Below are 14,266 nucleotides of genomic sequence, written 5' to 3' on the forward strand. Positions count from 1 at the left end.
CAGGTCGTTTAGCTCAGCTGGGAGAGCACCTCCCTTACAAGGAGGGGGTCACTGGTTCGATCCCAGTAACGACCACCAGATTGAAAAAGCCCGCAGCAATGCGGGCTTTTTTTATGGCTGTTTGGCGTCAGGTTCTCAGCCGCTCGAGCTGGTTGGCCAGCGCCGTCGCGGCCTGTTCCAACTGCTCGCTCAGGCGGTGGCTGGCATTGGCCTCCTGCCCCAGAGTAGTGGCGGCATCGCCGATCCGCATCAGGTTCTGGTTGATGGTGTCGCTGACGGCGCTCTGCTGCTCGGCCGCCGTGGCCACCTGGCTGATGTGGTCGTGGATCTGCTGGATCTGGGTGACCACCTGGTTGAGAGCTTCAAACGCCTGCTCCGTCCCTTCTACCGTGCTGGCCGAACGGGCGATGCCGGTACTCATCAACTGCTGGCTGCTGCTGACTTCGGTCTGCAGGCTGCCGATGAGCTGACCTATCTCGTCGGTGGACTCCCGGGTCTTGTTGGCCAGGGCCCGCACTTCATCTGCCACCACGGCAAAACCGCGCCCCATGTCGCCGGCCCGTGCCGCCTCGATGGCCGCATTGAGCGCCAGCAGGTTGGTCTGTTCGGCGATGGCCCTGATCACGTCGAGAATGCGGCTGATGTTGGTGCTGCGCTGGGCAACCTGAGCGACCGCCTTGTCGGCTTGATGCATGTCCTCGACCAGGGTGTGGATCTCGTTGCGGGCCCGGCTCAGGGTCTGCTGGGCCGTGCTTATGTGGTGGGTCGCCGTCTCAGACTCCTGGGCCGCCTGCTCCGCATAACCCGCCACGCTGACTGCCGTGGTGCTCATCTGATGCATGGCGCTGACCACGCTCTCCAGCTCCAGGCTCTGTTCATCCAGGCTGCTGCGCATGGTATCGGCCGTCTGCTTCATGCCGCTGGCCTGCTGGTGCACCTGCTGGCCGATCTGCTTGCTGCCCTGCACCATGCCGCGCAGCTTGCCGAGGAAGGCGTTGAGGTGGCTGCCCAGTTCGATCAGCTCCTGGTGGGTGTCTATCTTCATCTGCTGGGTCAGGTCTCCCTCGTGACTGGCGAGGTGAGACACATGGCGACTGATGAGGGAGAGGGGGGCCGTGATGCTCTGGATGAACCAGATGAGCAACGCCAGCGCCAGCAGGGTGACGACGACGATGGCGATCAACTGCTGCTGCTGGGTGGCCTGCAGCAGGTCGCCCAGCTGGTTGCTGATGGTGTTGGCCTGGCTGAGGGCCAGCGCCTTGGGCACCTTGATCATCAGCCACCACTGGCTGTCGGCGGCATCGATCCTGACCGGTTGCTGCAGGATGAAGTCGCTCTCCGTGCTCTGTGCCTGGCCGGTAGGGGCCGTGAGGCCGGCTTCCGTCAACGGCCGTCCCAGCTTGTCGGCGTGGCGGTTGCTGCCGACGATGAGCCCCATCTTGCTGACCAGGGTGACCTCGGCCTGGTTGTCGTAAAGGCTCTTGCCGAGGCTCTCGGCCAGTTGCTGGAAGATGGGGAGGTTCATGTCGACGCCGGTGATGCCGGCAAATTTGCCCGCCTTCAGGATGGGCACCGTCAGGCTGGTCATCAGCATCTGGTTGCCCGGGCTGATTTCGTAGAGATAGGGCTCCATCAGGCAGGGGCGCAGGGTGTCGCGGCCGCACAGGTACCACTCGCTGTTGCGAATGCCGAACTCGTTGACCGAGGTGTCGTATTTGGCGGCACTGCTGGCGGCATCCACCGGCTGCTGGGTGATCTGGCCCCCCTGATCCCGGGTAAAGTAAATCTCCAGGCTGCCCTTGCTGGCGACGGAGTGGGAGGCGCCGGCCATCCAGCTGGCATCCTGACCGTCATACCCGTCGGGCTCAAACTGGGCGTAGATGGAGCTGATACCGCCGGCCTGCTGCAAGCGGCTGCGAAGCAGCATCTCGACCTGGGGGCGGCTCAGCAGCCCGTCAGGCTGCGCCATGCTGCCCTCCAGTTGAGCCGCCATGCCCAGCGGCACCTGATAGGACTGTTGCAGCAGGGCGGCTATCTGCACCGCATAGCGCTCGGCTTGAAATTGCAGGGTTCGGGATACCTCCTGCTCCAGCGCCTGGCGGGTCTGGCTCACTATGTCGTTGCGCAGGGAGTTCAGCGAGGAGGATTGCATCAGGGTCATGGCGAGGCCGCTGGCGATAAACAGACCCATGGTGAGCAGCAGCAGCTTGGTCTTGAGTGAACGTTGTTTCATCCGACTACTCCTTTGGCAAGAATGACAACGAATGACATGAGTATATTCGGACGCTTGCACGGCACCTGATTTGTTGATGGGTTTGTGCACGGCTTCTGGTTATAATTTTTGCCTTTCCAAGCGTTGATGGAACAGTCGCAATGAGCAATGCACTGAACAATGTCCCGCCGGTAGTCGAGATGGACTATCCGTTTCCGGCCAAGCCCCTTCCCCTGAGCGCCGAGCAGAAGACGACCCTGATCGCAGACATCAAGGCACTGCTCAAGGAGCGCAAGGCGGTGCTGGTCGCCCACTACTACACGGATCCCGAGATCCAGGCGTTGGCGGAGGAGACCGGCGGTTTCGTCGGTGACTCCCTCGAGATGGCCCGCTTTGGCCGCGATCATGAGGCGCAGACCCTGATCGTCGCCGGGGTGCGCTTCATGGGGGAGACCTCCAAGATCCTGAGCCCCTACAAGCGGGTGCTGATGCCGACCCTGGAGGCCGAGTGTTCCCTCGATCTGGGCTGCCCCATCGAGCAGTTCTCCGCCTTCTGTGACGCCCATCCCGATCACATCGTGGTGGTTTACGCCAACACTTCGGCGGCGGTCAAGGCGCGGGCGGACTGGGTGGTCACTTCCAGCATCGCGCTGGAGATCGTCGAGCACCTGGACAGCCAGGGTCACAAGATCATCTGGGGCCCGGACCGTCACCTGGGGGCCTATATCGAGAAGAAGACTGGCGCTGAGATGCTGCGCTGGCAGGGCCACTGCATCGTCCACGACGAGTTCAAGGCCCGCGCCCTGCGCGAGCTGAAGGAGCAGAATCCGGATGCCGCCGTGCTGGTGCACCCGGAATCGCCCGCCTCGGTGATCGAACTGGCCGATGCGGTGGGCTCCACCAGCCAGCTGATCAAGGCGGCCAGGGAGCTGCCCCAGCAGAAGCTCATCGTGGCGACCGATCGCGGCATCTTCTACAAGATGCAGCAGGCCTGCCCGGAGAAGGAGATGGTGGAAGCGCCGACCGGTGGCGACGGTGCCACCTGCCGCAGCTGTGCCCACTGCCCCTGGATGGCGATGAACGGTCTGGTGGCCATCAAGTCGGCCCTGACCGATGGCGCCGAGCGCCACGAGATCCATGTAGATGAGGCACTGCGGGTGAAGGCTCTGATCCCGCTCGACCGCATGCTTAACTTCGCCGCCGAGCTCAAGCTCAAGACCCAGGGCAATGCCTGAGTGGGATAGGTGATGAGAGGCAGAGAGGGCTCCCGCGGGAGCCCTCTTTATTTATCTGAACCTCACCCGGCTCAGATGATCACGGTGGAGAAGCTGTGCTCTTCATCCGGCGCAACGGTCACACCCGCCTCGCCGGCGATGGCCGCCTCGACGCACAGCATGGTGCGATAACCGTCATCACTCATGTCGGCCATGGCACTCGCCCCTTCCAGCCAGGGAGTCCAGACCACCACGCTGTCGTGGTTGCCGCTGACCACTCGAGTCTGACGTTCGCCATCCTGGATGCTGACCTGGGCGTCTGGCTGCCAGTAGACCCTATCCAGCGGCCCGTTCAGGGTCAGAGGGCCCTGCTGCTGGCCATTCTGGCCAGTCAGCTTGTCGGCATAGGGCTCGCCAAGGCCGCTGACGCTCACTGCCTCCGGTGAGCTTATCTGCAGGTAGGTGTGCAGGGCACCGCTGTAGACAAGGGGCTCTTTACCTGTGTTGCGGGTAGTCAGTACCAGGGCCAGCTCCTTGCCCACCAGTACGTCCAGCTCTAGCTCGAAGGCGTGGGGCCAGAGCTGACGAGTGATCTCGTTGTCACGCAGAGACAGATGGACGAGCGTACCGTCGCCGTGATCGGAAACGCCATCCAGCGTCCACAGGCTGGTGCGGGCAAAGCCGTGGGAGGGTTTGCCGCTGCCGACGCGGGCTGGCGCCGGGCCAAACCAGGGCCAGCAGAGAGGAATGCCGCCGCGAATGGGCTTGCTGCCATCCAGCACAGCCTTGTCGCTGAGCCAGATGGATGCGGGTTCATCATGGCGCTGATAGCTCAGTACGTGGGCTCCAAACAGGCTGATTTGTGCCCTGGCGTAGCCGTTGTCGATGGTCAGCAGCGGCTGGCCTGCCGGGTGGTGACTGAGGGTACAGTGGGCAGTCAGAGTGCGTGTCGGTTGCATGAGGACTCCTGTGCTCGCGCACATTCAGAAGAGAAGGGTGGAATAATCCCGGTCCAGAATACAAAAAGGCGGCCCATGGCCGCCTTTTTCAAGCTACTTGATTGCTTATCCCAAATTACTTGGAGATGTGAGCGATCAGGTCCAGAACCTTGCTGGAGTAGCCCATTTCGTTGTCGTACCAGGATACAACTTTAACGAACTTGTCGGTCAGCTGGATACCAGCCTTGGCGTCGAACACGGAGGTCTGACGCTCGCCCAGGAAGTCGGTGGAAACCACTTCGTCTTCGGTGTAGCCCAGCACGCCCTTCATGGCGCCTTCGGAAGCAGCTTTCATCGCTTCGCAGATTTCTGCGTAGGTGGCCGCTTTCTTCAGGTTGACGGTCAGGTCAACTACGGATACGTCCGGAGTCGGAACACGGAAAGCCATACCGGTCAGCAGGCCTTTCAGTTCCGGGATAACGACGCCAACAGCCTTGGCAGCACCGGTAGAGGACGGGATGATGTTCTGAGCCGCGCCGCGGCCACCGCGCCAGTCTTTGGCAGACGGACCATCAACGGTCTTCTGGGTTGCAGTGGTAGCGTGAACGGTGGTCATCAGACCGGATTCGATACCGAAGGTGTCGTTCAGTACTTTGGCGATCGGAGCCAGGCAGTTGGTGGTGCAGGAAGCGTTGGAAACGATGTCCTGGCCAGCGTAGGTGGCGTGGTTAACGCCCATTACGAACATCGGGGTAGCGTCTTTGGACGGACCGGTCAGTACAACTTTCTTGGCGCCGGCAGCGATGTGCTTGCGAGCGGTCTCGTCGGTCAGGAACAGACCGGTAGCTTCGGCAACAACGTCAACACCGATGGCATCCCATTTCAGGTTGGCCGGGTCACGTTCAGCGGTAACACGTACGGTTTTGCCGTTGACAACCAGGTTGCCGTCTTTGACTTCAACGGTGCCCTTGAAGCGGCCGTGAGTGGAGTCGTACTTCAGCATGTAAGCCATGTAGTCAACGTCGATCAGATCGTTGATACCAACAACTTCGATGTCGTTGCGCTCGCAAGCCAGACGGAAGACGAAGCGACCGATGCGGCCAAAACCGTTAATACCTACTTTGATAGTCATAATTGGTTACCTAACTGTTCAGTAGTCAAAGAAAATTCCGCTTGTAAATTTACTAGAACTCCCCAGCGAGTCAACCAACAATCTGTCTGAAATTGCGCTATATCATGAAAAACTGTGAAATTTATTTTCTGTTTATGTAACTGACTACCAGCTTTTGGCGAAATAACTATCGATTGAACCGGCGTGGCAGTTATCAACAATAGTGCCTACTCGGTCACACAACCAGCCAGACAGATGTGTAAAAATGTGCGCGGTTTAGCATGGCCCATAGAGCCACTGTTCAAGTACCACCCATAAAAATTAATCAAAATAGTATAGATAGAATCCACAGCGGGAATTCTCAAACTATGACCACCCTGATTGAACAGCTGGCTGCCGCTAAAGGTATCGCCAGCGAGTATGTTGATGCCTGGGGCCACCCGGCTCAGGTATCCGAAGAGAGCAAGGCCGCCATGCTGGGCGCCATGGGTTACCGCGTCGACGACGAGGCCGCCCTGACCGAGCAGCTTGAGCAGGAACACCGCCAGCACTGGCTGCGTGCGCTGGATCCCGTGATGGTGGTCCGCAGCGGCGAGCCCATTACCCTCGAAGTCCGTCTGCCCATCGAATTCGTCAACGACGCCCTCACCTGGCAGCTCAAGCTGGAGCAGGGCGGCCTGTTGTCCGGTCAGCTTGCCCCCATCGACGGTGAGCTGGTCGGCGTGGCCGAATTCGAAGAGATGGAGTGCCAGGCCTATCGCGTGGCCCTGGATGTGCAGCCAGAGCTGGGTTATCACGATCTGATCCTGCTGGAGGAGGGCAACGACGAGCCGCTCGCCACCATGCGCCTCATCGTCGCGCCCAAGGCGTGCTACAAGCAGCCTCCCATCGCCAATGGCCGCAAGGTGTGGGGCCCGAGCGTGCAGCTCTACTGCCTGCGCAGCCGCCACAACTGGGGCATCGGTGATTTCAGCGATCTGGGTCAGCTGGTCGAGAAGATGGCCGCCTGGGGCGCCCACTTCGTTGGCCTCAACCCGATCCATGCCCTCTATCCGGCCAACCCGGAGAGCGCCAGCCCTTACAGCCCCTCGTCCCGACGCTGGCTCAACGTGGCCTACATCGATGTGGAAGCGGTGCCCGAATTCCAAGGGAACGCTGGTCTCAAGGCGGAAGTGGCAAGCCCCGCTTTCCAGCAGCATCTGAGCGAGCTGCGTGCCAAGGGCAACGTGGATTACACCGGCGTCATCGAGACCAAACTCGGCATGCTGCGCCAGGTGTTCGATCAGGCCAGCTTGAGTGCCGAGCGTCAGGCCGCCTTCGATACATTCGTTGCCGCCGGCGGCGACAGCCTGCAACAACAGGCCGCCTTCGATGCCCTGCAAGCCCACTTCTATGCCAAGGGCGAGAATGCCTGGGGCTGGCCGGTGTGGCCGGAGCCGTTTCGCGACTATCACAATCCTGAAGTGGCGGCCTGGATGGCCGAGCACAGTCAGGACGTGAATTTCTACCTCTATCTGCAGTTCCTGGCCGACGAGCAGCTGGCCCGGGCCGACGCCCGTGCCAAGGCGGCGGGCATGGTGATGGGGATCTACCGCGATCTGGCGGTGGGCGTCTCCGAAGGTTCCACCGAGATCTGGGCCAACCGGGATCTCTACTGCCCGAAAGCCTCGGTCGGTGCGCCGCCCGATATCCTGGGCCCGCTCGGTCAGAACTGGGGTCTGCCCCCCATGAACCCGAACCAGCTGTTCGAGGCGGCCTACCAGCCCATGGTGGATCTGTTCCGCGCCAACATGCGCTCCTGCGGCGCGCTGCGTATCGACCACGTGATGGCCTTACTGCGCCTGTGGTGGGTGCCGCCCGGAGAGTCCGCCGCCAAAGGCGCCTACATCTATTACCCGGTCAACGATCTGCTCGGCATCCTGGCCCTCGAGTCCCACCGCAACCAGTGTCTGCTGATCGGCGAGGATCTCGGTACCGTGCCGGAGGGGATCGATGTGACCCTCAAAGAGAACGGCGTCCACTCCTACAAGGTGTTCTTCTTCGAACGTTCGAAGGCCGATGGTGGCTTCATCTCCCCGGCTCACTATGCCGAGCAGGCGATGTCGGCGCTGACCACCCACGACATGCCGACCCTCAAGGGCTTCTGGCATTGTGACGATCTGGCGCTGGGGCGCGAGCTGGGTTTGTATCCGGATGAAGACGTACTCAAGACCCTGTATGCTGATCGCCACCAGGCCAAGCAGCGCATTCTCGACAGCCTGCACGGCCACGGGGTGATCTCCGGCAACATCAGCCACGACGTGAACTGGGTTGGCATGAACACCGAGCTCAACCACGGTCTGCAACTGCACATGTCCCGCGGCAGCTGTGCCCTGTTCAGCACCCAGCTGGAGGATTGGCTGGAGATGGACAAGCCGGTCAACGTGCCGGGCACCAGTTACGAGTACCCGAACTGGCGCCGCAAGCTCTCCACCGATCTGGAGGATATTTTTGCCAATGAGGCGCTCAAGGCGCTGGCAGGCAAGATGAGCCAGGCCCGTGACGAGGCCAGTCGTTGAGCCACTGCCGACAAAACGTGACTCACTTACATCCGCTTCGGCCCAGGCCGGAGCGGATGCTCAGCTATGAAAGGAAATCTCGATGCTCGTTGAACGTTTGGTTGCAGCCCGCTGTTCCGATCCCTTCTCCCACTTAGGCCTGCAGGCCAATCCGGATGGGCCCGGCCTCAAGCTGACCGTCTGGTTACCCGATGCCCAGGCCGTAAGGGTCAGGGATCTCAAGTCGGGCAAGATTGTTGCCACCCTGGCGCCCACCGATGATTCGGGCCTCTTTGAAACTGTTTTCACCCGCCGTAAAAATCCCTTCCCCTACCAGTTGCTTGCCGACTACCCAGATACCACCGTCGAGGTCATCGATCCCTATCAGTTCCAGGATGCGGGCTGGGCCGGGTTGGCGGAGCTCACCTACCAACCGGAAAACCTCTACCACACGCTCGGAGCCCAGCTGCGCACCGTGGAGCATCTGGACCAGCGAGTGGAAGGGGTGCGCTTTGCGGTCTATGCGCCGAGCGCCACCGCGGTGAGCCTGATCGGCGATTTCAACTTCTGGGATGGCCGTCGTCACCCGATGCAGCGCAGCCAGTGCGGTCACTGGGTGTTGTTTGTGCCGGGCCTCAAGGCGGGGGATCGCTACAAGTTCGAACTGAAAGACCCCATGGGTAACCGGCTGCCGCACAAGAGCGACCCGGTGGGTTTCTACTGCGAGCAGTACCCCTCGTTCGCCTCCGTGGTCTATGACCACGACCAGTACCAGTGGCAGGATGCCGCCTGGCGCGAGAGCCAGCTCAACGACAAGCGCGAGCAGCCGCTCTCCATCTATGAGCTGCACGTCGGCTCCTGGAAGCGCCACCCCAACGGCGACAGCCTGAGCTGGCGCGAGCTGGCGGTGGAGCTGGTCGATTATGTCAAAGAGATGGAGTACACCCACATCGAGCTGCTGCCGGTCTCCGAGCACCCGTTCAGCGGCTCCTGGGGCTACCAGCCGGTGGGCATGTTCTCCCCCACCAGTCGCTACGGCAGTGCCGACGACTTCAAGTACTTCGTGGACCAGTGCCACCAGGCCGGGATCGGCGTGATTCTGGATTGGGTGCCCGCCCACTTCCCGTCCGATGCCCACGGGCTGGCTCGCTTCGACGGCACCCCGCTCTACGAGTACGAAGATCCGCGCCGCGGCTGGCATCCGGACTGGAACTCCTACATCTATGACTTCGGTCGCAATACGGTGCGCCAGTTCCTGGTGGCCAGCGCCCTGTTCTGGCTCGACAAGTTCCACGTCGACGGCCTGCGGGTGGATGCGGTGGCCTCCATGCTCTATCTGGACTATTCCCGCAACGAGGGGGAGTGGGTGCCCAACGTCGATGGCGGCAACCACAACTACGAGGCGATCAGCCTGCTCAAGTGGACCAACGAGGAGGTGTACGGCAAGTACCCCCACGCCATGACCATCGCCGAGGAGTCCACCGCTTTTGCCGGGGTCTCCCGTCCCACCTTCCTGGGCGGTCTGGGTTTTGGCTTCAAGTGGAATATGGGCTGGATGCACGATACCCTCACCTACATGCAGAAGGAGCCCATTCACCGTCGCTACCATCACAACGACATGACCTTCTCCATGGTGTACCACTATGACGAGAACTTCATTCTGTCGCTCTCTCACGACGAGGTGGTGCACGGCAAGCACTCCATGCTCTACAAGATGCCGGGGGACGAGTGGCAGCAGGCGGCCAACCTGCGCGCCTACATGGGCTTCATGTATGCTCATCCCGGCAAGAAGCTCAACTTCATGGGCACCGAGATCGCCCAGAGCAACGAGTGGAATCACGATGCCCAGCTGCCCTGGCACCTGCTGCAGTATCCCAAGCATGGCGGCCAGCAGCGACTGATCCACGACCTCAACCACCTCTACCGTCATGAAGCTGCCTTGTATCAGGCGGACTATGAGCAGAACGGCTTCCGCTGGCTGGATCACAACGACGCCGACAACAGCATCTTCGCCTGGCTGCGGGCCGACAAGCAGGGAGCCAACCCGCTGGTGGTGGCCTGCAACTTCACCCCGGTGCCGCGTATCGGTTATCGTCTCGGGGTGCCTGCGGCCGGTCACTACCGGGTGGTGCTCAACACCGACAGCGAGCATTACTGGGGCAGCAACTATGATGTGGGTCTGGTGTTCGTCGCCGAGCCGACCCCCTGGCAGGGGATGGCGCACAGCATAGTGCTGGACTTGCCGCCGCTCGCGACCTTGTTCATCAAACAGGAGCCTTGATGTTTGCAATGGAAAAGGGGCAGGACTACCCGCTGGGAGTGCTGCTCGACAAGACGGGTTGTCACTTCTGCGTCTGGGCACCGCAATCGGACATGGTGGAACTCTGCCTGTTCGATGAGCAGGAGCGGGAGCTGGCCCGTCTCGAGCTGCCTGGCCGACGCGGCCAGTATCGCTTCGGCTATGTGCGCGGGGTTCGGGCCGGCCAGCGTTACGGCTACCGGGTGCACGGCATCTCCCAGGAGGGGATGCTGTTCGACCCGGACAAGCTGCTGATCGACCCCTATGCCAAGGCACTCAGCCGCCCCACCTATTGGGACGATGCCCTCTATCAGGGGGACAGCGCGGCCATGGTGGCCAAGTCGGTGGTGGTGGATGATGCCTTCGACTGGCAGGGGGTGGGCAAGCCCGCCATCGAGCCAGCCCGCACCGTCATCTACGAGGCCCACGTCAAGGGCCTCACCCGCCAGCATCAGGGGGTGCCGAGCGAGCTGCGCGGCACCTATCTGGGGATCTGCCACCCGCTCATCATCGAACATCTCAAGTCCCTCGGCGTTAGCGCGGTGCAGCTGATGCCGGTGGCGGCCTTCATGTCCGAGCCCAGGCTCGAGCAGTTGGGGCTCACCAACTACTGGGGTTACAACCCCATCGCCTTCTTCGCCCCCGAGCCGCGCTATGCGGCTCAGGAGGCGGTGACCGAGTTCAAGACCATGGTGCGCGAGCTGCACAGGGCCGGGCTCGAGGTGATCCTGGACGTGGTCTACAACCACACCGCAGAGGCGGGCTTCGACGGCCCAGTGCTCTCCTTCAAGGGTTTTGACAACGCTGGTTACTACGCCTTCGAGGCGGGGGCCCACGGCCCCGATTACACTCGCCACGCCAACGTCACCGGTTGCGGCAACAGCGTCAATCTGGATCACCCCAACAGCCTGCGGCTGGTGCTCGACGCCCTGCGCTACTGGGTCACCGAGATGCAGGTGGACGGCTTTCGCTTCGATCTGGCGGTCACCCTGGCGCGCGAGGCGGGGGAGTTCGACCCCATGGGGGCCTTCTTCAAGGCCATGATGGCGGATCCCGTGCTGGCGCGGGTCAAGCTCATCGCCGAACCCTGGGATATCGGCCCCTTCGGCTATCGGCTCGGCCAGTTCCCGAGCCAGTGGCTGGAAATCAACGACCGCTACCGCGACACGGTGCGCGCCTTCTGGCGCGGCGATGCGGGCAAGATGGGGGACTTTGCCACCCGGCTGGTGGGTTCAAGGGATCTGTTCCCGAAGAACTGGCGTTCCCCCCATACCAGCGTCAACTACCTCTGCTATCACGATGGCTTCACCCTGGAGGATCTGGTCTCTTACAACCAGCGCCACAACCAGGCCAACGGCGAGGACAACCGGGACGGCCACGGCAACAACCTCTCCTGCAACCACGGCGTCGAGGGGCCGACGCTCGACCCCAGGGTGAACAACCTGCGCCAGCAGCAGAAGCGCAACCTGATCGCCACCCTGCTGCTGTCACAAGGGACACCGCACTTCCTCGCCGGCGACGAGATGGGCCGCAGCCAGCTAGGCAACAACAACGCCTACTGCCAGGACAACCAGATCAGCTGGGTCAACTGGCAGTGGCGACCGGAGGACGAGCGGCTGCTCGCCTTCACCCAGCAGATGATGGCGCTGCGGGCGGAGTCCACCGTCTTCTCCAACCTGCAGCTGAGCGACGACAGCTGGAACGGTGCCTCCAGCAGCTGCCACCAGGTCAACTGGTATCACCCGGACGGTCATCAGCTCACCGATCAGGACTGGCACGCCCCCATGGGGCAGGCGTTTGCCATGGACATCGGGATGATCGGTTGCGGCGGGGAGCGCTGGTTCGTGCTGTTCAACGCCAGCGACTACGACATCCAGTTTCGCTTGCCGCCGCCGGGGGATGGCATGGAGTGGATCCAGACCATCGACACCGCCACCAATGACGGCTTGCCGTTCCTGCCCGACGACATCAAGCGGCAGGTGGCGGTGGGCCGGGCCCACTCCCTCAAGCTGCTGGAGCGGGTAGCCCTGAGTGCGGTGGCGCTGGCGGAGGAAGAGGCGCTTGCCACTGCGGATGTTGCCGCCGTGTTGCCAACGGGATCACAGTTCCCGCTGGCGGGGTAGAGTGCGGCGCCCTGACTGGGTATGCTGGGCACCGTTATTCACGGCAAGGAGTCAGTATGAGCGGCAACACCCCCAACCCCGAGCAGTGGCGCAAGCAGTTGAGCGCCGAGCAGTATCGCGTCTGCTGGGAGAAGGGCACGGAGCGTCCCTACAGCGGCGCCCTGCTCCACAACCGCAAGAGCGGCGACTACCTGTGCGTCTGCTGCAAGCAGGTGCTGTTTCACTCGGATGCCAAGTTTGATTCGGGCTGCGGCTGGCCCTCGTTCGATCGGGCCATTGACGGGACCGTGACCTACACAGAGGACAACAGCCACGGCATGAAACGGGTGGAGATCACCTGCAGCCAGTGCGGCTCCCACCTCGGTCACGTCTTCCCGGACGGGCCGACCGAGACTGGCCAGCGCTACTGCGTCAACAGCCTGAGCCTGGATTTCGATCCCGAGCCCTGAGCCTGGCGATCGACATACATGCAAAAACGGCCCCCTGCCTTGGCAGGGGGCCGTTTCTTTGTGGTTGCCGCCAGGGTCGCTCAGGCCAGCAGCAGGGTGGCGCCCATCAACAGGGTCGCCAGCGCCAGGATGGGCAGCCTGAGTGCCCGCAGCAGGTAGAAGCCGACGGCGGCCAGCGCCAGATCGGTGGGGGCCAGCACGGCGCTCTGCCAGACCGGCTGATAGAGTGCCGCCAGCAGCAGACCCACCACGGCGGCGTTGATGCCGGCTACGGCGCCGGCGAGTCGAGGGCGTGCCAGCCAGCTCTGCCAGCAGGGGCCCATGGCCCACAGCAGCAGAAAACCGGGCAGAAACAGCGCCAGGGTCGCCAGCAGAGCACCGCCCAACGGGGTGGCCGGCAGCAACTGGGCGCCGAGATAGGTCGCCAGGGTGAACATGGGACCGGGCACCAGCTGGGCCAGGCTGTAGCCGGTCAGGAGCTGCTGCTGGCTGAGGCTGTGCCCCGCGCTCTCCGCCAGCAGGGGCAGCACCACGTGGCCGCCGCCAAACACCAGGCTGCCGGCCCGGTAGAAGTCGGTGACCAGCTGGCCGACGGAGCCCCCCAGCAGCGGCAGGCCGACAAACAGCAGGGCGAACAGCAGCAGGGTGGGCCAGTGGGGTCGGCTCACTGCGCCGGCAGACGACAAGGGAGTGCCGCTGTGGTCTGCCTGGCGGGCACAGAGCAGGGCGGCGCCCGCCAGCATGACGAGCTGGGTCAGCAGGCCGGGTTGCCACCAGAGGGCGGCCGCAGTGGCGACCATGATCCCCTGATTGCGCGTTGTCTTGCAGAACTGGCGGCTCATGGTGAGCACCGCATCGGCCACCACCACCAGCGCCAGCAGCTTGAGGCCGTGCAGGGCGGTATCGAGCCAGACGTTGTTGCCGAGCTGGCCCAGACCGATGGCGGCGGCCAGCAACAGCAGGAAGGAGGGGAGGGTGAAGCCGGCGAAGGCGGCCAGCGCTCCGCCAAGCCCTGCCCGCTGGCGGCCGATGGCAAAGCCGAGCTGGCTGGAGGCGGGGCCCGGCAGCAGCTGGCAGAGGGCCAGCAACTGGGCGAATTCGGCCTGGGTCAGCCAGCCCAGCCGCTCGACGAAGGTACGCTGGAAGTAGCCGATATGGGCGGCCGGTCCGCCAAAGCTGATGCAGCCCAGCCACAGAAATTGCATGAATACCTGTCCCACCTCGTTGCTCCCCTCGCGCATTTCATCAGACGGTGGAGATGATATGACAAAGCGGTGACTTTTTTATGACAAATCAGGGGGCTGCTGGCAGGTAGCCGCGCCTTGTCAGCCAGCAGGCGATGGCTTATGGGGCCGGCTGGCTCGAGGTCGGCAGGTAGCAACG

General features: G+C 62.7%; 9 protein-coding genes and 1 tRNA gene. 6 read left to right on the forward strand and 4 right to left on the reverse strand.

Annotated elements, in window-relative coordinates; genetic code table 11:
* The first annotated feature begins 2 nt into the window (after positions 1 to 2).
* Positions 3 to 78: transfer RNA gene (locus tag PG897_RS05485), tRNA-Val, on the forward strand.
* Positions 79 to 127: 49 nt separating this feature from the next.
* On the opposite strand, the gene PG897_RS05490 is transcribed toward PG897_RS05485, so the two are convergent.
* Positions 128 to 2,233, reverse strand: coding sequence for a methyl-accepting chemotaxis protein (locus PG897_RS05490; protein WP_270828776.1), 2,106 nt, complete (start codon positions 2,231 to 2,233; stop codon positions 128 to 130).
* Between the two features lie 140 nt (positions 2,234 to 2,373).
* Between PG897_RS05490 and nadA the strand changes: the two genes are divergently transcribed.
* Entirely contained in the window at positions 2,374 to 3,447 is a 1,074-nt protein-coding gene (nadA, locus tag PG897_RS05495) for a quinolinate synthase NadA (RefSeq protein WP_270828777.1), read from the forward strand.
* A 71-nt stretch (positions 3,448 to 3,518) separates the two neighbouring features.
* Here the strand turns inward: nadA and PG897_RS05500 are convergent, their stop codons facing one another.
* Together PG897_RS05500 and gap are read right to left on the reverse strand one after the other, a co-directional pair.
* Positions 3,519 to 4,385, reverse strand: coding sequence for a D-hexose-6-phosphate mutarotase (locus PG897_RS05500; protein ID WP_270828778.1), 867 nt, complete (start codon positions 4,383 to 4,385; stop codon positions 3,519 to 3,521).
* A gap of 115 nt (positions 4,386 to 4,500) precedes the next feature.
* Positions 4,501 to 5,496, reverse strand: coding sequence for a type I glyceraldehyde-3-phosphate dehydrogenase (gene gap, locus PG897_RS05505; protein WP_005304894.1), 996 nt, complete (start codon positions 5,494 to 5,496; stop codon positions 4,501 to 4,503).
* A 347-nt stretch (positions 5,497 to 5,843) separates the two neighbouring features.
* Here gap and malQ point away from each other — a divergent pair, with 347 nt between their 5' ends.
* From malQ to msrB, 4 genes are all read left to right on the forward strand, one after another.
* Positions 5,844 to 8,033, forward strand: a complete 2,190-nt coding sequence (gene malQ / locus PG897_RS05510; protein ID WP_054543477.1) for a 4-alpha-glucanotransferase — start codon at positions 5,844 to 5,846, stop codon at positions 8,031 to 8,033.
* A gap of 82 nt (positions 8,034 to 8,115) precedes the next feature.
* A complete protein-coding gene (gene glgB, locus PG897_RS05515; RefSeq protein ID WP_043171911.1) occupies positions 8,116 to 10,293 on the forward strand; it encodes a 1,4-alpha-glucan branching protein GlgB in 2,178 nt (725 codons plus the stop codon).
* Complete coding sequence (gene glgX, locus PG897_RS05520) at positions 10,293 to 12,434, forward strand: glycogen debranching protein GlgX (protein WP_201880138.1); 2,142 nt, start codon at positions 10,293 to 10,295, stop codon at positions 12,432 to 12,434. Before glgB ends, glgX begins: the two co-directional genes overlap by 1 nt.
* Positions 12,435 to 12,490: 56 nt before the next feature.
* Complete coding sequence (gene msrB, locus PG897_RS05525; RefSeq protein ID WP_201880141.1) at positions 12,491 to 12,883, forward strand: peptide-methionine (R)-S-oxide reductase MsrB; 393 nt, start codon at positions 12,491 to 12,493, stop codon at positions 12,881 to 12,883.
* 80 nt (positions 12,884 to 12,963) lie between these two features.
* On the opposite strand, the gene chrA is transcribed toward msrB, so the two are convergent.
* Positions 12,964 to 14,124, reverse strand: a complete 1,161-nt coding sequence (gene chrA / locus PG897_RS05530) for a chromate efflux transporter (RefSeq protein ID WP_201880143.1) — start codon at positions 14,122 to 14,124, stop codon at positions 12,964 to 12,966.
* Positions 14,125 to 14,266 lie beyond the last annotated feature (142 nt).

The organism is Aeromonas sp. QDB20 (assembly GCF_027707805.1).
Taxonomy (GTDB): Bacteria; Pseudomonadota; Gammaproteobacteria; order Enterobacterales; family Aeromonadaceae; genus Aeromonas; species Aeromonas dhakensis.